The organism is Chromobacterium sp. ASV23, assembly GCF_016428945.1.
Lineage (GTDB): Bacteria > Pseudomonadota > Gammaproteobacteria > Burkholderiales > Chromobacteriaceae > Chromobacterium > Chromobacterium sinusclupearum.
The window spans coordinates 63,705-82,961 of sequence record NZ_JAELTR010000013.1 but is presented as its reverse complement, the minus strand read 5'-3'; the positions used below and the strand labels follow the sequence as shown (position 1 = coordinate 82,961).

Here is a 19,257-nt window from a genome sequence, read left to right as displayed (position 1 = left end):
GAATTCCGCTTTGCACTTCAAAAGGGACTGAAAGTTCTTGTCCGACATGCCTGCCATAATTGTAGACCAAGAATCGAAGAGGGCCTTGTTGACTGGGGTGCGGCGGTCTTTAGGTACAGCCTTTCGGAAAGCATAGCTTCCAAAGAACTGCCGACACCTATTCATAGAGCGTTCAAAGGTAGCTTTAATCTCATCGAGTGAAACTGCTGGGATCGTCGGATGTTGGTGAGGGTAAAAAATACGTTCTAACTGGGCCGTCGAAATGTTAGGTACTTGGTTGATAACTCGCATGGTGTTGCTTAAGAAGCGATCCATGTCGCCAGAATAGTTTTCGGCTCCCAACAAGTAGAAGGCAAGAAAGCGAAGAGCCAGTTCACGAGCAGCCATCCTACTGTCATCAATAGAGTCATCAACCGCTTGCGTGAAAGCAGGTTGGCTTACTAACTCTTGTAACAGGTTTGATGCGTGGCCTTGGTATAGTGCGTGACGAATTTCCTGGGAAGTTAACGGCATTCCTCCGGTATTGATGCGCTTGAAAATGTTTCGCTTGACCTCTTCTGGGGTGCCCGGATTAATAACAGTGAAGCGCATCTCTGTTTCCATGATGTTATTCACGATTCTGGCCTGCTTGCTATCTTCACAGATCTGTTTAAATGTTTTTTTGTTGAACCGCTCACCCCAGAACTCTAAATCGGCAAGAGCGAAGTAAGATGCACTTGGACAGGTTCTTTCGCCCTTGTCGTTTGTCTCCTCACCAAGTAAGAAGTCCCGAATTGTCGTTAGTCGTTGTAAGCCGTCAACAACATCCCAGCTTCCATCCTCGTTGGCTGCCACATAGAACATTGGTAGTGGGATTCGAAGCATTAGGGACTCTATCAGTTGGCTCCGACGCTCGATATCCCAAACGAATTTACGTTGGAAAGATGGTGCGAGTCGAATAGAACCTTGCCTGAGACGTCTAAGCAAAGTGTCCATTGCGATGACCTTGGGCTCAATCGAAATCGACGCTGGATCGAATGGTTCATTTGATGGAAGGCTAGCTTCCACTTCGACCCCAACAGGCCTGCCGTCGGCTCCCAGCTCTTCGGTCGGGGCGGTCTGGTGGCGATCTTTTCTAGACATTAATTCGTACCTATCAGCGACAAAGGGGTTGCCATTCGAAAATTGCAGTTAGTCTACTCTACTTGTGAGGCGTTTCAATTAGTCTGATGAGTCGCCCCGGCTCCTCTAGACAGCTCGGACCTCTGGAGATCTTGCTTCTTAAACTCTACTGGAGATAGTCCATCATTGGAACTGTGGCACCGTTTCGTGTTGTAAACATTCTGATGTAATCGACCATATCCCGAAAAGCTTCTTCGCGGTCTATATACTTCTTCCACTTGGTACCCAGTTTCGAGCCTTGAGCAGAGCCTGCGAATCGATAGTATGAGAGGCCGCTTTGGCCGAATAGCAGTCGTACATCGTTCATCGACAAGGATCACAGCCAGCAGCTATCGGCCAATCGATATCCCTGTTTTGCCAAGTCTCAGCCACACACACACACCTAAAATCCCCCCGAAACCGTGGATTGAAGCCTAAGTCGTTGTCCTGTAACGGCTTTTCATCCACGGTTTGTCCACGGCCTCTCCCCCCAATTCCGTGGATGCCGCATAAACCTCAATAAAATCAATGCCATGAAGGGAAGGGCGAATCCACCATTTCCACGACTTCCGCCGGCAAACCCGTGGATTAATTTTTAAGCAGCGCGCTGAAACCGTGGATGGCCCCTTGCTTCCCTTTTCACTGCTTTTCTTCTCTATCTCTTTGTTTTTTATAAAAAAAGAAGAGAAGAAGAGGGGTGAAACCGTAAAACGGCGATGTGGAAGAAATGGAGCAAACCGTGGAAGTTTGAGGGGAAACCGTGGATTTTGGAGGGCAAACCGTGGATGGGTTCTGCTCAACAATCAATGACTTAGGTCGTGAAGCGGGGCCAATCCACGGAATTTTTTTACATCCTCCCCTACCCAATGGCGCGGAAACCGGCGATTTACGGCCGTTTTCGTCGAAAGCGTTGTGTCAATGTCATATTTGGTGTGTAAAAGGCTCCGCCATTTTGCAGTTTGAGCGGGGGAATGCGTGACAGCCCACACTAGGCGGGCTGTCGAGGAGAGGCGCGGGGGGTTTAGGGCTGGATGTCTGGCGCGGCGTAGAGGCCGAGCTTTTCCAGTTGCGGCAGGCTGATGGCGGTCAGGTGGCCCTGGCGGCGGCCGTGGATGGTCTTCTCGACGCTGTCGGCCAGCACCACCGGGCTTTGCAGCAGCTGATGCTTGAAGATGCGGCCGGTCTTCACCGGCAGCGCGTCGAACTTGGCGCGTAAGTGTGGCGCGGTGGAGAGATGGTCCATCACATGATTCGGCCGGAGGAACAGCGCCATCTCGCTGCGGCCGTCAGGGAGTTTGACCCGGTCCCAGCAGTGCGGGTAGTCAAAGCGGCGCGCCTCCAGCTCGGACAGCAGGATTTCCATGATCCATACCCAGGGCAGCCGGCTGCCGTCGGTGTCGACGATGTGGCTGTTCATTTCCGCCATCAGGTCTTCGATGAAGCCGCCTTGCTGCGGGTCGAGGTCGGCGAATTCGCACAGCAAAGCCCAGCTGCACAGCAGGGCGGCGTAGTTCTCCATCATCCGCCGCGCGGTGGCGTCGCCGGTGGGCGCGCGGCTGTGACGTTCGCACAGCCCCAGGTAATGGCGGTGCAGGTCGCGCAGCCGGGCCGGCTCGACATCGGCCAGAAACTGCAGCCACGGCCACAAAGGGAAGGCCGGCAGATCATGCGGTATCAACGCCCCTTGTCGCGCCACCGACAGGCTGCTGCGGCACAGCTTGGACTGCAGGCTCTGTACGTCGACTTCCTCGCCGGCCAGCAACACCGGCGCGCACATCAGGTAGGGCGTCAGGCTGGCCCCGACGCGGGTGAACTCGAAACGATAGGTCGACTGCAGCAACGCGTCGATGTCGGACAGCACCGCTTTGGGCAGTTTGGAGAATTCATCCCAGCCCACAGGCTGCGAGGTGAACGACACCGAGGCGCGGCGGCGGTGGTCGGTCTTCAGCATCTGCCCGGACAGCACCTGAAACGCCAGGGTGGTTTGCAGACTCTCCAGCAGCTTGGATTTGCCCGAGCCCTTCTCGGCCTGCATCTGGAAGTGCGGATAGAAGCCGAGCAGGGTTTTGAGGTGCGCGCCCAGGGCCCACACCAGAGGGATGGCGGCCGCATTATCGCGGAAGGTGTCCTGATAGGCTTGAATCACCGTCCGCGCCTGTTGCGTGGTGCCGCGCGGGAAGGTCAGATTGTAGTACAGGCATTGCTTCTGCGGCTCGACGAAATAGCAGTCTTGCCCCTCCTGCGCCGCCAGCGTGCCGGCCTTCCACGACAGGCCGACGAAGTTGACCACATCGCGCGCGCCCAGGTCGGCGGCCCGCTCCATCAGGTTGACCAGGCGCTGGAACTGCGCCGGCTTCCAGATCGCGCCGAAGCGGCTTTTCCACCATTCGAGGTTGTACAGCTTGTCGTCGGTGGCCACCTCGCGCTGCAGCGTCACCCCATGCCGGGCCAACTGGGCGCTGACGCCGAACACGGTTTCCGGCTGATGGTCGGCCGCGCCGCTGATGGTGGCTAGATGGCTTTGGATGCGCAGCCGCGACAGGCTGGCCACGCGGAAGGAACACAGGTCGCCCAGCGTCTCCGAACGGTTGCCGTCGTCGTCGGTCTTGAACTCGTCGACGTACTGGGTGAAGTCCTCCTTCACCCGGAAACGCCAGTACACTGCCCAGTCATGGCCGGGGAGTTGCACCCGTCGCGTGCCCTCCAGGCGTTCGCCGCCGCCGGGCATGCCGGGCAACAGCCACGGCTCCAGCTTGCGCAAGCGCGCGGTCAGTTCGTCCTTGCCATGGCGCTGCAGCACATCGTTGATGTCCTCGCCTTCGTCCCACTCCTGCATGTCCACCAGCAAATGGCCGATGTCGGCGGCAATCAGCTTCTCCGACAGCTTCCAAGCGGCGGCCAGGCCCGGCCGCAAGCCGGTGGCCGGGTTGACCGGGTCGCTGTGGTCCAGTGCTACCAGCACCCGCTTGCCGCGCAAGGCGGTCCAGTCGATGCTGTCCACGTTGCCGACGCCGCGCAGCGCCAGCGCCGCCACATCGGATGACGCGCAGCACTCCACCGACAAGGCATTGATCGGACTTTCCACGATCACCACCATCCGCGCTCGCTTCAACCGCGCCGGATCGCTGCACCAGCCATGGCCCTCGCGCTCGCCCTGGCATTGCGCTTTGACGCCGCCATTCAAGGCCGGATCGGCATAGCGCAGATCCACCGCCGCCAGCCGGCCGCCGCTGCGCACCAGGAAGGCGACGGCCGCGCCGCCATGGCCGACTTCGCCGGCCGCCACCTTGGCGCTGTGCCAATCGTTCCAGCCCAGCGTCTTGCACTGGATGGCGCGGCGGATCACCGCCTCGTCTATGCCACGGCCGGTCAGGTAAGCCAGGGCTGCATCGGCCTGGGCCAGGCATCGCTCGGCGATGTAATCGAGGGTGGACTTGCGCGCCGGCGCGGCCCTTTCCTTCATCGCCGGTTTCGGTTGCGGCATGCCGTACCAGTCGCCCAGCAGCCGCGCGGCCGACAGCGGCGTGTCCAGCTCCGGCCGGCAATAGCGCAGCAAGTCGATGCAGCTACCGCCGGCGTCGCCGCTCCAGTCCTTCCAGCCGCGGCCGTCGGCAAAGATCGATAGCGAGGCGCTGCTGTCCGGGTGATGCGGGCTGTGATAGTTGCCCTTGCCCTGGCGCGTCAGGCCCAGCCGCGCCGCCAGGTCGTGCAAGTCGATGTTGTCTTTCAACTGGTCGAACCACTGGCCAAGCGCCGTTTGCGAACCGCCAGACAAGCCGGGGGCGTCTCGCCCGGTGCGCGGGAGAGGGTTTCTTGCGTTCATGGTCTTGTCCTTAGAGCAGTTGGCCGATGTCGGCGCTGGCGTCGATGACTTGCTGTTGCAGTGGAGCCAGCAGCCCGGCCAGGAGCTGCGCCGGCAACGGTTGGTCCTCGGCGCAATCCAGCAGCTCGACCAGGCCCTGCAGGCCGTCGCCGGTGCGCGCCAGGCGCGATACGCCGGCGCTGACGGTGTGTTCGATTCCCTGGCACAGGCTAGCCAGCTGGTGCAGCGGCTCGCGCAAGGCGGCATGTTCGGGGGTGTTGGCCAGCAATTGCAGCTGCGCCAATTGGTGATGGACGGCGGACAGCGCCAGCGGGGCAATCAGCGGCAGGGCGTTCATGCGATCACCTCCACGGCGAAGCCGGTAGCGGTGTGATGAATCAAGGCGCGTTGACCCTGTGCCACCAGCAAAGCGGCGAGCGCGCGGGCTTGAGCCTCGTTGGGCAGCGTGGAAACGGGACGGGTGACTTGCGGAAACAGGGCGCGGAAAGCGCGCAGGATGGTGCCAGGCATGGAAGCCTCCTTCGTAAGCGTTACGCTTGCCATCCCGAGACCAATCGGGGGTGGCAGGCACAGGGCGGGATTGGTCTACCGGTACGAAGGAACCGGCGCGTGCAAGCACGCTCCCACCAAGGCCCGCCATAGAAGAAGACGCACCAGCGGTGTTTAACGGACGTAAAAAATGCCGCAATAGGCGGCTATCCGCCTTCGTAATCAGGAGACCAATCCCGGTCGCGCTATTGAACACGACGCGGTAATGGTGCGGGAATCGTGCGGGGCTGTCAAGCATGTGATTCACATGTTGCGTTTGAGCGGTGCATTTCATCGGGATATAATGGCGCTGGATAGTTGGAATGGTTTTTGTAGTACCCAAGGCCCTGGCAGGGGCCTTTTTATTTTGCTTGAAGGGGTTTATGGCTTTTTTGGGTAAGTTTTCGTGGTGTCCATGTCCTGATTGCGGCGGTTTTTATAAAATAAGAACCAGCAGGAAAATCATAGAAAAATTTATCGAGTACTATACGTCCTGCGAAAAGTGCGGCAATAAAAGAAAGTTTGTGAGACGGTTTGAAGGCGTGGTATGGCCCAGCCCTAAAATGAACGAAAAGGATGTGCGGAAAAAATATAGTCCGGCACACGTTCGCGCGGCCTTGCAAGAGATTAATTTCATATATCATGATAAAAAGCAGTTAATGACGGAAGAGCTGGATAAGCTAGAACTGCAAGTCAAACAGTTGCGGCAGAAATTGAAATCCCATCAAAAAGAATATGATTTATTGATGGCTATTGCCGCCGAGAAATAAACATCTAAAAATGGCCCGCCCTGCAGCGGGCCATTTTCATTACTCCAAGACGCGGTGTTGAATCCGGCCGGGCGTGACGGTCAGCGCCTGCGGGGCTGGCGCTTGGGCCGCACTCGGCAGCTTGCGCAGCCGCTCCGGCGGTATCTGCGCGCCGCCCTTGATGGGTTGGGCTACGGTGCGCGGTTCGCCCTCCATCGTCTTGTATTGGTGGCAGCAGTCGTCATTGCTGCAGTTGTAGTAAATCTCCTTGGTGCTGGCGGTCAGCATGCGGCTGGTGCGCACCCGCGACATCGCGCCGCACAGCGGGCAGGGAAAGGCCATCTCCGTCTCCTCAGTCCACGATTTCCACTTCTTCAATCAGCGCGCAGGCGGCCAGGTTCTCGATCACATAGGCGTCGGCGCTGGAGTGGTAGAACAGCACGCTGTTGATGGAAGGGTCTTCCTGATAGCGGTAGCGCATGGCGTGGTGGTTGAAGTACAGCGACAGGTTGTCCAGCCGGGTAATCAGGATGCTGTCGCCAGGGAAGAAGGCCGCCGTCGCCGCTTGCAGCCCGCCCACGCGCTGCTTGTGGAACACCAGATCGTCCCACGGCTCGGCCTGGCCGCTCGGTTCGCATACCGCGTCCGGCAGCAAGTCCGCGCCGACCAGCGCCACCAATAGCGGATCATCGCGCCAGGCTGGGGCCAGCAGGTTGTTGACGGCATGGCGCACCAGACGGTGCAGGTTGCGGAAACGCTCGCCCTCGCCGACCCGGACGCGCTCCAGGCAGGCTTTGGGCGCTTGCTCGCGGATCTGCTGCAGCCAGCCGACATTGACGTCTTGCAGCTGCGGATGCTGCGCCCGGTCAGAGTCCTGGGCGCGCTTCAGGCCGTGGAAGCCGATCATCACCCGGTCCAGCAGAATCCGCCGGTCCAGCGTCTGCCGCGCGCGGGCTTCGAACAAGGCTTGGTCCTGCGTCTCGTTCATCCAGGCGTCCAAGGTGGCGTAATCAAAGGCGGCGTCGAAGTTGGTCTGCTGGCAGAAGTATTGCGCCGGCTGCCAGGTCTGTTGCGCCGGCTGGCGCGCATGGCGGTTGGTGTCCACCGTGGCGGCCAAGGTGCCGGCAAGGTCGAAGTTTTGCGAGCGGCCTTTGATCTCGGCCACGCCCAGCACGTTGATGGCGGACAGCAGCCGGCTCTTGGCTTTCAGCACCTGAATGCGGGCCTGCGCGGCTTGCGGCTCTGGAGCCGCATGGCAAATCCCTGGGGATTGATGGGCGTCCATATGGCTGAAGTAGCGGCCGACGAAATGGTCCAGGGCTTGGCGGGTCGTGTTTTGCATGGTGGGGTGCTCGCTTAACGGTTGATCAGGGCTTGGTATTTCGCGTCGCGCTCGGCTTGATAGCGCATGCGGGTGATGGGGCTCTGGTGCTGGGTGGTGGGCGTCGCCAGCGCCGGCATCGGCTTATTGAGCAGGGTCAGCAAGTCGTCCGGTTCCGCCTGCGCGGCGGATTTCAGCGCCTGTTGCAGCTCGCCCGGCTGCAGCGCGGCATAGGTTTGCTCATGATTGCTGTGCAATTCGGCGCGGCCGAACAGCCGCTCGATGCACGCCTTCGGCGCTTCAGCCAACAGCAGCGCCAGCACCGGCAGCTGTTGCCCCCATTGCGCGATCTGGTCGTCCAGCACCGCATCCCAATACTGGCGGCGCAGCGCGTGGCGCTCCTGTACCAGGGCTTGGCGCTGCTCGAACAACGTCTCCTGCTGCTTTTCGGCCAGAATCTTTTCTTCCTCGGCGATCTTCAGCGTTTCTTCGGCCAATTCCAGGTTGGCCATTTCCTTGCTCTTCAGCTCGCGCACTGCCTTGGTGGGAATGCCCAAGGAGGTACGCATCGCCTGGCGGCAATCCTTGCGCGCCTGCTCGGCTTCGCTGCGCAGCGCTTCGGCGGTTTGGACGCGGCGCGCGGCGTTGTCGGCCAGGGTCTGCCAGGCGTTCAGGTCTTGCTCGAAGGCGGCCAGGCGTTCCATTAGGCCGGCGACGGCGAAAGCGACAGTTTCTTGGGTGTTGGGGTTCTGGATATGCATGTTCTGAGTCCGGGTGCGTTGATTGGGGGGTTAGGCGTGGCGCGCCGCGATGCGATCCACCATCCAGGCGTCGATTTCGGACGACAGCCAGGCCACGCTTTTACCGCCCAGCGGCACCGGGGCCGGAAAGCTGCCGCGCTTGATGGCGTCGTATACCGACGAGCGGGACAAGCCGCAGGTGGAAATGACTTCCGGCAAGCGCATAAAGCGCAGCGGCTGGGCGGTGAGCGAAGGGGCAATGGCGGTCATTGGATTTGTCCTTATCGTTTGATCTGAATATCTGTGGATGCAATCGGATACGCCGATCAGCGAACGCAGTATTTCAGAAATTTCCAATCAAGTTTGGCGGGCTTGTTGTGTGGAATCGCCACACAACAACGAAACTTGAAAAGCTAGAAAAACTCAGTTTTGGCTATTGACGAAAGGCGGGAAAATTGAAAGAGGCAGAGGGAATTTTGAATAGATGGACCGTATCGGACGAATACGGACTGCGCCGGACATACACGGCGGAAGATTTAAGCGGAAAGAGAGAGGGAGGGGCGGAAACGTCAGTCAGCCAAAACGGCGACTGCATGCATAGGCTGCATGAAAACGCATGAATCAGGGCAGGGGAAAAACAGCGCGCCAGGCCATACGGTGCGGGCCTGGCGTGGGTTCATGCAGGTGCATGATTAGCGGCACATGAAGCGCGGGGGCGAGGCGGGGCTTCGATGGCGCGCGCAGGGGTGTGGAGGCTGTTCACCCTTCAATATTGTTGCTATAGTCACTTTTTATGATGTTGTCAATTTTTGGAGTGTTTAAATGAATGAGTATATAGAGCTTATTAAATCATCTCCGGATTCCATTAAATGGCTGGGTTATTTGCTGGCCTACTTGGTCGGGTTGGTGATCTTTATTGAGAGGCTACATGCGCTTTTTTCTAAGTCCTCATCTGATTGGCGGGCAAAAAAAGCAGAGGATCTTTCCAATCTTAAAGAGCTAATTGGTGATGATGGTTGTTTAAAGAAAATAAATGAAGAGCGCGGGTATCATGATGCCTTTTTTAAGCTTGCAAAAATCAGTGTAAGTAAGGAGCGGCGAGAGCAATTGTTGAAAGTGTTTGATCTTGGATTTTTGTCCCCAAGGCAGATGAAAATTATAGCGCCATATCTTAAAGTAAATGATGAAGGTAAGTACTATTTAGAGATAGGTTTGTCGGAGATATTCTTTTCTGCCTTGGGGCTGTTTAGCATATTTATGGTTGGTGTTGTAATGATGACAGTTAACTTTATTTCGGGTCGGGATGATGGGCTTATTCGATTTGTAACAATGTTAGTTGGTGGTTGTGTAACTATGGGGGTAGCGGTTGTTACAAGGGAGAATGTAATGGCTATACGAATTGCGTTGATTGCATCTAGAAAACTTTCTGAGTGCGGGCTTCTTGATGAAGGTGTTGGATTTAAAAATCAACTATTCATGGCCTGGCGTCGTGGGCGTAGGGAGTTAATTTGGTTTTCAATTGTTCTTTCGTTGTTGATATTAATTTCATGGGTATGGGCACTTTATTTAAAAAGATAGCTGGCCCACCATTGCATCATCTTCTTTCGTTCATCCATATATGCAGCCCGATTGTAAGCCGCCCGTACCTTGTTGGTTTCGGTATGGGATAGCTGGCGCTCGATAGCATCTGGGTTGAAGCCTTCTTCGTTCAGGATGGTCGAGGCTGTGGAGCGGAAGCCGTGGACATCGGCTTTGCCTCGAAAGCCCATGCTGTGAAGGGCGCGGCGCAGGGTTTCCGGCGACATGGGACGGCGTGGGCTGTTGCGATTGGGGAAGATGTGTTCCCGGCCGCCGCTGATGGCGTGCAGTTGGCGCAACACATCTAGGGCTTGCTTGGATAGCGGTACAAGATGTGGCGGCGCGGTTTTCTTGGATTTCTCCGGCAGCTTGCGATGTTCCGGTGGGATGGTCCACAGCGCCTTTTCGAAGTCGATTTCCTCCCACCTGGCCATGGCCATTTCTCCGACACGGGTGAAGGTCAGCAGCATCAGCTTCATCATCAGCTTGGTTTGCACGCTGCCGTCGTACTTCTCCAGTGCTTCCAGAAAAGCGGGGATATCCTCGCGCATTAGCGCCTTGCGCGGGGTGGATTGCTGGCTCTTGAGGGCATCAGTCAGTGGCGCGGCCGGATCGCTGTCGCAGCGACCGGTCAGGATGGCCAGACGGAAGACGGCTGAGCAGCGTTGCCGCAGGCGCTTGGTCGTATCAATATTGCCGGCGCTTTCCACCTTGCGCAGCACTTCCAGCAGTTCCAGCGGGCGAATCTCGTGGATTGGCCTGTCCCCGATGTAGGGGAAAATGTGGGTCTTCATTGCGGACAAAACGCGCTCGCTATGGGCGGCGGACCATTCGTGGCTTTCCCTTGCATGCCACTCCAGCGCGATGGCTTCAAACTTGTTGGCCGTCGCTGCCTGCTTCAGCATTCTTTCCAGCTTGCGCTGCTCACTTGGGTCTTCGCCATTAGCCAGCCGCCGGCGGGCGTCGTCTCGCTTCTGACGGGCCTCCTTCAGTGTGGTCTCGGGGTAGATGCCCAGGGCTAGGCGTTTTTCCTTGTCATTGAAGCGGTACTTCAGCCGCCAGTATTTGGAGCCATTGGGCATGACTTCCAGGTACATGCCTTTTTCGTCGGATAGGCGAAGCGGCTTGCCATCCTCTCTCGGTTTGGCTGTCTTGCAAGCGGTATCGGTCAGGGGCATGGAGCTGTTCTCGGGTGCATTTGGGGGCATCAAAAAGTGCCCCCTTTGTCGATGCCCCCAAGTATGCCCCCATGTGCGCCCGGCTTTCAATGGAACTATTTGGACGGTTTCGGATGTTAAAAAACCCGCAAAGCCTTTGCTGGTGCGGGTTTCATGGACTTTCTCGGACTGCTTTGGAAGTGTGAGTGGCGTCCCCGACAGGAATCGAACCTGTAACTGCCCCTTAGGAGGGGGCCGTTATATCCATTTAACTAAACACTGTGGTCTAGAAGCCCTGAAGAATATGTATGGCAAAACACGATGGGTTCTGAAGATAAGTCGAATGGCGCTACGCTTCGAATAATAATCATACTTATTCTCACTCTACCATCAAGCGATAGAATGGCTCTTGTCGTAAAGTTTGGCTCTGCATTTCGCTACCATCACGCTGGCTTCTAAATTCATTGCGATAACTGATATATTTCCAATTTTCAGGACGGATGTCTGAGTCAGGATGCTGCCCTGGATTAACCCCGTTTTCAGATAGTTTGGATTCCAAGCACTCAACAAATAGCCGTGTCTTATGGAGTGATGGTGCACTGTATTGCGAATTTTCCTGGTCCGGTTTTACATACAAAGTGAATTGAGCACCCGCGCCCACGCGGGACTTGTGATCGACACGTTCCATGTCGGTCACTTTCCATTTGTCAATTGGACTGTCCTCTGAAAACAGCATTGCGGACAGCGCATTGAATGCTTTGGGTACTTGGTCTCCCTGCACACTGATGTGGAACTTGTCTCCAGCAAACTCACCCTTGCACTGAGGATTTTCTCGACGTGCGTGCATGAAAACATCACCTCCATGGTTTTCCAGCTGAAAACCATGGCTCATGGCAAAAAAGCCACTCTGACGCATCCCTGAGTAATCTGGTGTATCCAGTGCCTCTTTGAAGTGCGAAATCGGCATCTGTTTCATTTGATGGTGTAGGGTGCTGAGATCGGTTTGCAGGCTCTCATTCGTAGAGGGCTTCTGCAGTTTCTCATCAGGGCGCCCCATATTCAAGGCAAGGAGAGGGAGTTTTAAACCGACTCGGTTGATAGGCATGACAAATGTGCTCCACAAGGCAGGTGTAGCCATGATTTCAAAGGAAAACGCAGCCTGCTTGCAAAAAACGATCATTTGCTTGAGGGGTGTTCGGGCGCTGCTGGAGCGGCGCACTCGAAATGGGTTGTCTAAATATGATAAAGCCCGCTTGTGCGGGCTTTAGTTTGGCGCTTCCGACAGGAATCGAACCTGTATCTGCCGCTTAGGAGGCGGCCGTTCTATCCGTTGAACTACGGCAGCAGTGCTATAAAAGTGCTACGCACTATTTTTTGTCTCCTGCAAGTCATTGAATTAACTGGAAAATGCAAGTAAGTCAATCCATTTAACTACGGAGACGCTTGGGAAAACTGGGCGGCGCTTAGGCGCTGCGGTCCACCGACAGGCGGGCCAGCTCGATCAGAGCCTGGCGGGTTTCCGATTCGAGAATGTTCTGCAAGGAGGCAATGGCCTGTTCGGCCATTTTCACGGCTTCATTCTTGGCATATTCCAGCGCGCCGCAGGATTGTACCGCATTCAAAACGTCGTGGAAACGGTCGCGGTTGGCGTGTTCCAGCGCTTCGCGCACCAGCGTGGCCGCCTCTGGGCTGCCGTTGCGCATGGTGTAGATCAGCGGCAGCGTCGGCTTGCCTTCGGCCAGGTCGTCGCCCAGGCTCTTGCCTATGGTTTCGGCGTCGCCGCTGTAGTCCAGCACGTCGTCAATGATCTGGAAGGCGGTGCCCAGGTACATGCCGTAGTCCGCCATGGCCTGCACCTGTTCCGGCGCGGCGCCGGAGATCAGCGCGCCCACGCGGGCGGCGGCTTCAAACAGCTTGGCCGTCTTGTACTGGATCACCTTGAGGTAATCGTCCTCGCTGACATCGGTGTTGCCGATGTTCAAGAGTTGCAGCACTTCGCCTTCGGCGATGATGTTGGTGGCCTCGGCCATCACTTCCAGGATGTCCATGCTGCGCGTGGTCACCATCATCTGGAAGGCGCGGGTGTAGAGGAAGTCGCCCACCAGCACGCTGGCGGCGTTGCCGAACAGCGCATTGGCGGTTTTGCGGCCGCGGCGCAGGTCGGACTCGTCCACCACATCGTCGTGCAGCAGCGTGGCGGTGTGGATGAACTCTATCATCGCGGCGAGTTCAAACAGGTGCGCGCCCTGGTAGCCCAGCGCGCGGCCCGATAGCAGGGTCAACGCCGGGCGCAGGCGCTTGCCGCCGGCGGAGATGATGTATTCCGCCACTTGGCGGATCAGTACGACATCAGAGTGCAGCCTGTCGCGGATGACGCGATCTACGGTCTGCATGTCAGCGGCTATCAGGGTTCGGAAAAGCGGGGTGGACACGTTTTCAACCAGTTTAATCGTTGCGATGGGTACGCCAAAGTGCGGAATCTTACCAGAAAAGCCCCCGCAGCCGCCATGCCGCCGTGTTCGCCGCATAAGTCGATGAAATTATTGACAAGTTGAGGGCGGGCACGTATAGTCTCGCGTTCCCTTGCGCATCAGGTGCGGGGATTCAATATTCAGGAGCTCATGCGAATGTATGCGGTCATAAAAACCGGCGGCAAGCAGTACAAGGTTGCCATCGGTGAAAAACTTAAAGTAGAACAGATACCTGCAGACATCGACAGCCAGATCGTACTTGAAGAAGTGCTGATGATTGCTGACGGTGAACAGGTTGTTGTAGGCGCCCCGCTGGTAGCCGGTGCCACCGTCAAGGCTACCGTAGTTGCCCACGGTCGTGGCGACAAGATTCGCATCTTCAAGATGCGTCGTCGTAAGCACTACCAGAAGCATCAGGGTCATCGTCAGAACTTCACCGAAATCCGCATCGACGCGATTTCGAAGTAAGGATAAACAGTCATGGCACACAAAAAAGCAGGCGGTAGCTCCCGCAACGGTCGTGACTCCGAAGCCAAACGCTTGGGCGTTAAGGTTTACGGCAGCGAACTGATTCCGGCAGGTTCCATCATCGTGCGTCAGCGCGGCACCAAGTTCCACGCTGGCGAAAACGTCGGCCAGGGCAAGGACCACACCCTGTACGCGAAGGTTGATGGCTACGTTGAATTCACCGTTAAGGGCGCGCATCAGCGCAAGACCGTTAACGTGGTTCCGTACACCGGCGTAGACGGCGAATAATTTTCGCTTTCTGGCACCCGAGAAAGCCCTATCCTTCGATAGGGCTTTTTTCATACCCGAGGGGCAAGGCGTGAGGGTTGGATGGCTCCAATCCTCACGCCTGACTCCTCGCTAGACAGAGGTTTTGAGCAATGAAATTCATCGATGAAGCCCGGATTGAAGTGATGGCCGGACGCGGCGGCAATGGCGTCGCCAGCTTCCGCCGCGAAAAATTCGTGCCGTTTGGCGGCCCGGATGGCGGCGACGGCGGCAAGGGCGGCAGCGTGTACGCGGTGGCCGACGAGAACGTCAACACCCTGGTGGAGTTCCGCTTCGTCAAGAAATACCTGGCGCAGCACGGCGAGCGCGGCCGCGGCGCGGATTGCTACGGCAAGGGCGGCGACGATATCGAGCTGAAGATGCCGGTAGGCACCGTGATCACCGACCACGACACCGGCGAGCTGGTGGCCGACCTGACGCATCACGGCCAGCGCGTCATGATTGCCAAGGGCGGCAAGGGCGGCCTGGGCAATATCCACTTCAAGTCGTCCACCAACCGCGCGCCGCGCCAGTGCACGCCGGGCGAGGATGGCGAGCAGCGCACCTTGAAGCTGGAGCTGAAGGTATTGGCCGATGTGGGCCTGCTGGGCATGCCCAACGCCGGCAAGTCCACCTTCATCCGCGCGGTGTCCGCCGCGCGTCCCAAGGTGGCGGATTATCCGTTCACCACGCTGCATCCTAATCTGGGCGTGGTGCGGATGGACGATACCCGCAGCTTCGTGATCGCCGACATTCCGGGCCTGATCGAAGGCGCGGCCGAAGGCGCCGGCCTGGGCCACCGCTTCCTGAAGCACTTGCAGCGCACCGGCTTGCTGCTGCATGTGGTGGACATCGCGCCGTTTGACCCGAATGTGGACCCGGTGCGCGAGGCGCGCGCCATCGTCGACGAACTGAAGAAGTACGACGAGGAGCTGTACAGCAAGCCGCGCTGGCTGGTGCTGAACAAGGTGGACATGCTGCCGGAGGACGAGCGCGAGCTGACCGTGTCCGCCTTCCTCAACGCCTACGGCTGGCCGCAGACGCAGCCGGACGATTCCTTCGGTTTCGACATCAAGGCGCCGCGCGTGTTCACCATCTCCGCGCTGAACCACGAAGGCACCCGCGAGCTGACCTTCGCCATCATGTCCTATCTGGACGTGGTGCGCGCCGAGGCGCGCAAGGAAGCCGAGGCGCTGCAGCAGCAAGCCGCTGCAGCCAAGCAGAAGCTGATCACGCCGGAAGCGCCGACGGTAAGCGAGGGTGACGAGGCGTAACGAAAACGCAAGGTTTTCATGGTATGGAAGACGGGCTGGAGGCATATCCAGCCCGTTTTTTTATTCAATTTGGGCAAAATGTGGGGTTTTGACCGATTTTCGCTCATTTTCGTCGCTTTGTTGTACACCGATCTTTTCACGCGCCGTTACTTCACAAGTCAATTGGATGTTGTATTTTGTCCTCAGGGGAAAACGCCAAGCCAGCCGCCGGTTTGAAGGGCTCCGTGGCACGGAATCTGCTTAGCTTGGCTGCATATGCCCGGTAAATGATTGCGGCATAGCAAGAAAATCCGTCTTGCTAGACAAATTGCTCTAACTATATAACATGGTGCAGCCAAGCCTTAGACCTTGAACAGACTCTTGGCCTGGCCGAATCACGAGCAGTTTGCAGTTCCGTTCCGGGCGCTGGGGTGCCTGGGTGACAAAATGCCGGCGTTCTCGCCGGTCGACGAAACAAGAGTTCGCATTGCTTTGATGAGGAGAATCGCATGAAGAAGGCACTTGCTGCGCTGGCTATCGGCCTGATGGCCGCCTCCGTGGGCGCTTACGCCAAGGACTGGAAGGAAATCCGCTTTGGCGTGGACGCCAGCTACGCGCCGTTTGAATCCAAGGCCGCCAATGGCCAGATCGTCGGTTTCGACATCGACCTGGGCAACGAGATCTGCAAACGCTTGAAGGCCAAGTGCGTGTGGGTGGAAAACGATTTCGACGGCATGATCCCGGCGCTGAAAGCCAAGAAGTTCGACGGCGTGCTGTCGTCGATGTCGATGACCGAGGCGCGCATGAAGGAAATCGCCTTCTCCGCCAAGCTGTTCAATACCCCGACCCGCATGGTGGCCAAGGCGGGTTCCGGCCTGATGCCGACGCCGGCCTCGCTGAAGGGCAAGCGCGTGGGCGTGGAACAGGGCACCATCCAGGAAGCCTACGCCAAGAAGCATTGGGCGCCGGCCGGCGTGGAAGTGGTTCCGTACCAAAACCAGACCCTGGTGCTGGCCGACCTGACCGCAGGCCGCCTGGACGCCTCGCTGCAGGATGCCGTGCAGGCCGACATGGGTTTCCTGAAGAAGCCTGAAGGCAAGGGCTTCGCCTTTGCCGGTGCCAACCTGGTTGACCCGCAAACCCTGGGCGAAGGCGCCGGCATCGGCCTGCGCAAGGAAGACACCGATCTGAAGGCCGCCATCGACAAAGCCATCGCCGGCATGCTGAAGGACGGCACTTACAAGAAGATCGAGAAGAAATACTTCACCTTCGACGTGTACGGCGGCTGATGCCGCCAGCGGGCGGGCGGCGCAGCCGCTCGCCCGACGTAGTGATGCGCCCCGCTTTGCCGGGGCGTATTGATCTGGAGGGCCGCTTTCCATTCGGCAATATAAGCTGAAGGATGCGGCCGCTCGACAAGGGGAACACAATGTTTCTGGATGGATTCGGTCCCATTATCTGGCAGGGGACCCTGGTGACGCTTGAGTTGTCGGTGCTGTCGCTGCTGCTCGCCTTCGTCATCGGCCTCTTTGGCGCGGGCGCCAAGCTGTCGCACAATCCCGTGCTGGGCGGGATTTCCACCGTGTACACCACTTTGGTGCGCGGGGTGCCCGATCTGGTGCTGATGCTGTTGATCTTCTACAGCCTGCAGATCGGCATGAACAAGATTACCGAGGCGATGCACATCGATCAGATCGACCTGGACCCGTTCGTGTCCGGCATCGTCACGCTGGGTTTCATCTACGGCGCCTATTTTACCGAGACGCTGCGCGGTGCCTTCCTGTCCGTGCCCAAGGGGCAGATCGAGGCCGGCATCGCCTATGGCATGAGCGGCTGGCAAGTGTTCCATCGCGTGCAATTCCCGCAGATGATGCGCTTTGCGCTGCCTGGCATTTCCAATAACTGGCAGGTGATGCTGAAGGCCACCGCCCTGGTGTCCATCATCGGCCTGGCCGATGTGGTGAAGGCCTCGGTGGACGCGGGCAAAAGCACCTACAAAGTGTTTTTCTTCACGCTGGTGGCCGGGGCGATCTACCTGCTGCTGACCACGCTGTCCAATTTCGTGCTGATGTGGCTGGAGCGCCGCTATTCTATGGGTGTGCGGGAGGCGGACCTATGATCGACATCATCCAGCAATTCTGGAAGACCTTTCTGTGGACCGATGGCTACCACCTGTCCGGCCTGGCTGTTACCATGTGGCTTTTGGTGCTGTCGGTAGGTTTCGGCTTCATCGCGTCGGTGCCGCTGTCGGTGGCGCGGGTGTCCAAGATCAAGTGGCTGTCGCGCCCGGTGTGGCTGTACACCTACGTGTTCCGCGGCACGCCGCTGTATGTGCAGTTGCTGTTCTTCTACAGCGGCATGTACAGCCTGGACGTGGTGCGCGAGGTGGGCTTCCTGAACCACTTCTTCCGCGAAGGCTACAACTGCACCATCCTGGCGTTTGCGCTGAACACCTGCGCCTACACCACGGAGATCTTCGCCGGCGCCATCAAGGCCACGCCGTATGGCGAGATCGAAGCCGGCCGCGCCTATGGCATGAGCAACTTCACGCTGTATCGCCGGGTCATCATTCCGTCTGCCTTGCGCCGCGCCCTGCCTGCGTACAGCAACGAAGTGATCCTGATGCTGCACGCCACCACCGTGGCCTTTACCGCCACCGTGCCGGACATCCTGAAGGTTGCGCGCGACGTCAACGCCGCCACATACGACTCCTTCAACGCGTTCGGCCTGGCCGCGCTGCTGTACCTGAGCATCACCTTTATCCTGGTCGGCTTGTTCCGCAAGGCCGAAGCGCGCTGGCTTGCTTACCTGCGCCCGACCAAGAGCTGAAACACTGGGGAATCATTTAGATGGACAAGCTGACTATCAGCAACATTCACAAGAGCTACGGCGATCACGAAGTTCTGAAAGGCATCTCGCTGAAGGCCAAGGCCGGCGACGTGATCAGCATCATCGGCTCGTCCGGTTCGGGCAAGAGCACCTTCCTGCGCTGCATCAACTTCCTGGAAAAACCGAATCAGGGCAGCATCGCGCTAAACGGCGAGGAAATCCGCCTGGCCAAGGACAAGCGCGGCGAGCTGATCCCGGCCGACCAGAAGCAGCTGCAAACCATGCGCACCAAACTGGCCATGGTGTTCCAGCACTTCAATCTGTGGGGCCACATGACGGTGCTGGAAAACGTCATCGAAGCGCCGGTGCATGTGCTGGGCCTGTCGCGCGACGAAGCCCTGGCCCGCGCCAAGAAATACCTGGCCAAGGTGGGGCTGGACGAACGGGCCCAGGCCAAATACCCGGCCCATCTGTCCGGCGGCCAGCAGCAGCGCGTGGCCATCGCCCGCGCGCTGGCGATGGAGCCGGAAGTGATGCTGTTCGACGAGCCGACCTCGGCGCTGGACCCGGAACTGGTGGGCGAAGTGCTGAAGGTGATGCAGGCGCTGGCCGAGGAAGGCCGCACCATGATCGTGGTGACGCACGAAATGGGTTTTGCCCGCAACGTGTCCAATCACGTGATGTTCCTGCACAAGGGGCTGGTGGAAGAGGAAGGCCATCCGGACGAGGTGTTCGGCAACACCAAGAGCGAACGGTTGAAGGCTTTCCTGTCGGGTAGTCTAAAGTAAAACTATCCCTGCCAAGGGGGAAGGAAACCCGCCGGAGTCGTCAGCCGGCGGGTTTGTTTTTGGGCGGTCCCGTCAGTTGTGGATAACTCAAGGGCTGGGCCGAGCC

Annotated in this window: 20 protein-coding genes and 2 tRNA genes; 9 read left to right on the top strand and 13 right to left on the bottom strand. The window is 58.2% G+C overall.

Annotated elements, in window-relative coordinates:
* From JHD59_RS08080 to JHD59_RS08065, 4 genes are all read right to left on the bottom strand, one after another.
* Positions 1-1,122, bottom strand: a 1,122-nt coding sequence (locus tag JHD59_RS08080) for a DUF262 domain-containing protein (RefSeq protein ID WP_199153873.1), incomplete at its 3' end; no start/stop codon positions are given.
* 1,039 nt (positions 1,123-2,161) lie between these two features.
* Entirely contained in the window at positions 2,162-4,963 is a 2,802-nt protein-coding gene (locus tag JHD59_RS08075) for a toprim domain-containing protein (RefSeq protein ID WP_199153872.1), read from the bottom strand.
* 10 nt (positions 4,964-4,973) lie between these two features.
* Positions 4,974-5,300 (bottom strand): DUF1484 family protein, encoded by a 327-nt coding sequence (locus JHD59_RS08070; RefSeq protein WP_199153871.1) that lies wholly within the window; start codon positions 5,298-5,300, stop codon positions 4,974-4,976.
* A complete protein-coding gene (locus JHD59_RS08065; protein WP_199153870.1) occupies positions 5,297-5,473 on the bottom strand; it encodes a hypothetical protein in 177 nt (58 codons plus the stop codon). Before JHD59_RS08065 ends, JHD59_RS08070 begins: the two co-directional genes overlap by 4 nt.
* Positions 5,474-5,814: 341 nt before the next feature.
* Between JHD59_RS08065 and JHD59_RS08060 the strand changes: the two genes are divergently transcribed.
* A complete protein-coding gene (locus tag JHD59_RS08060) occupies positions 5,815-6,261 on the top strand; it encodes a hypothetical protein (protein WP_199153869.1) in 447 nt (148 codons plus the stop codon).
* Between the two features lie 39 nt (positions 6,262-6,300).
* Here JHD59_RS08060 and JHD59_RS08055 read toward each other — a convergent pair whose 3' ends face one another.
* The 4 genes from JHD59_RS08055 to JHD59_RS08040 are packed head-to-tail and all read right to left on the bottom strand — an operon-like array spanning position 6,301 to position 8,571.
* Positions 6,301-6,582: an ogr/Delta-like zinc finger family protein gene (locus JHD59_RS08055; RefSeq protein WP_199153868.1), complete on the bottom strand. Its 282-nt coding sequence runs from the start codon at positions 6,580-6,582 to the stop codon at positions 6,301-6,303.
* 10 nt (positions 6,583-6,592) lie between these two features.
* The gene (locus tag JHD59_RS08050) at positions 6,593-7,582 is read right to left on the bottom strand and encodes a P2 family phage major capsid protein (RefSeq protein WP_199153867.1); all 990 of its coding nucleotides are present in this window, start codon (positions 7,580-7,582) and stop codon (positions 6,593-6,595) included.
* Between the two features lie 14 nt (positions 7,583-7,596).
* Complete coding sequence (locus JHD59_RS08045; RefSeq protein ID WP_199153866.1) at positions 7,597-8,322, bottom strand: hypothetical protein; 726 nt, start codon at positions 8,320-8,322, stop codon at positions 7,597-7,599.
* 30 nt (positions 8,323-8,352) lie between these two features.
* Complete coding sequence (locus tag JHD59_RS08040; RefSeq protein ID WP_199153865.1) at positions 8,353-8,571, bottom strand: AlpA family transcriptional regulator; 219 nt, start codon at positions 8,569-8,571, stop codon at positions 8,353-8,355.
* A gap of 552 nt (positions 8,572-9,123) precedes the next feature.
* Between JHD59_RS08040 and JHD59_RS08035 the strand changes: the two genes are divergently transcribed.
* On the top strand, positions 9,124-9,879 hold the full coding sequence (locus JHD59_RS08035) for a hypothetical protein (protein ID WP_199153864.1): 756 nt from the start codon (positions 9,124-9,126) through the stop codon (positions 9,877-9,879).
* Here the strand turns inward: JHD59_RS08035 and JHD59_RS08030 are convergent.
* The 5 genes from JHD59_RS08030 to ispB all read right to left on the bottom strand — a co-directional run bounded on the left by JHD59_RS08030 (position 9,864) and on the right by ispB (position 13,480).
* Positions 9,864-11,147 (bottom strand): integrase arm-type DNA-binding domain-containing protein, encoded by a 1,284-nt coding sequence (locus tag JHD59_RS08030; protein ID WP_199153863.1) that lies wholly within the window; start codon positions 11,145-11,147, stop codon positions 9,864-9,866. The two genes, JHD59_RS08035 and JHD59_RS08030, sit on opposite strands and share 16 nt — an antisense overlap.
* Positions 11,148-11,243: 96 nt before the next feature.
* Positions 11,244-11,310 (bottom strand) — tRNA-Arg (locus JHD59_RS08025).
* Positions 11,311-11,415: 105 nt separating this feature from the next.
* Positions 11,416-12,141, bottom strand: coding sequence for a type III secretion system effector phosphothreonine lyase (locus JHD59_RS08020; protein WP_199153862.1), 726 nt, complete (start codon positions 12,139-12,141; stop codon positions 11,416-11,418).
* Between the two features lie 165 nt (positions 12,142-12,306).
* Positions 12,307-12,381: transfer RNA gene (locus JHD59_RS08015), tRNA-Arg, on the bottom strand.
* A gap of 118 nt (positions 12,382-12,499) precedes the next feature.
* Positions 12,500-13,480, bottom strand: coding sequence for an octaprenyl diphosphate synthase (gene ispB / locus JHD59_RS08010; RefSeq protein WP_199153878.1), 981 nt, complete (start codon positions 13,478-13,480; stop codon positions 12,500-12,502).
* A gap of 183 nt (positions 13,481-13,663) precedes the next feature.
* On the opposite strand from ispB, the gene rplU reads away from it, so the two are divergent.
* The 7 genes from rplU (at position 13,664) to JHD59_RS07975 (ending at position 19,151) form a co-directional block, all read left to right on the top strand.
* A complete protein-coding gene (gene rplU / locus JHD59_RS08005; RefSeq protein WP_043621130.1) occupies positions 13,664-13,975 on the top strand; it encodes a 50S ribosomal protein L21 in 312 nt (103 codons plus the stop codon).
* A 12-nt stretch (positions 13,976-13,987) separates the two neighbouring features.
* Positions 13,988-14,263 carry a 50S ribosomal protein L27 gene (gene rpmA, locus JHD59_RS08000; RefSeq protein WP_043621127.1) on the top strand — a complete coding sequence of 92 codons (276 nt, stop codon included), beginning with the start codon at positions 13,988-13,990 and terminating at the stop codon, positions 14,261-14,263.
* A 131-nt stretch (positions 14,264-14,394) separates the two neighbouring features.
* On the top strand, positions 14,395-15,555 hold the full coding sequence (gene obgE, locus JHD59_RS07995; RefSeq protein ID WP_199153861.1) for a GTPase ObgE: 1,161 nt from the start codon (positions 14,395-14,397) through the stop codon (positions 15,553-15,555).
* A gap of 488 nt (positions 15,556-16,043) precedes the next feature.
* On the top strand, positions 16,044-16,823 hold the full coding sequence (locus JHD59_RS07990) for an ABC transporter substrate-binding protein (RefSeq protein WP_103321157.1): 780 nt from the start codon (positions 16,044-16,046) through the stop codon (positions 16,821-16,823).
* Between the two features lie 140 nt (positions 16,824-16,963).
* On the top strand, positions 16,964-17,653 hold the full coding sequence (locus tag JHD59_RS07985; RefSeq protein WP_103321156.1) for an ABC transporter permease: 690 nt from the start codon (positions 16,964-16,966) through the stop codon (positions 17,651-17,653).
* Positions 17,650-18,363: an ABC transporter permease gene (locus JHD59_RS07980; protein WP_103321155.1), complete on the top strand. Its 714-nt coding sequence runs from the start codon at positions 17,650-17,652 to the stop codon at positions 18,361-18,363. The genes JHD59_RS07985 and JHD59_RS07980 overlap by 4 nt, the downstream gene beginning before the upstream one ends.
* A 20-nt stretch (positions 18,364-18,383) precedes the next feature.
* Entirely contained in the window at positions 18,384-19,151 is a 768-nt protein-coding gene (locus JHD59_RS07975) for an ABC transporter ATP-binding protein (protein WP_103321154.1), read from the top strand.
* The last annotated feature ends 106 nt before the right edge of the window (positions 19,152-19,257 follow it).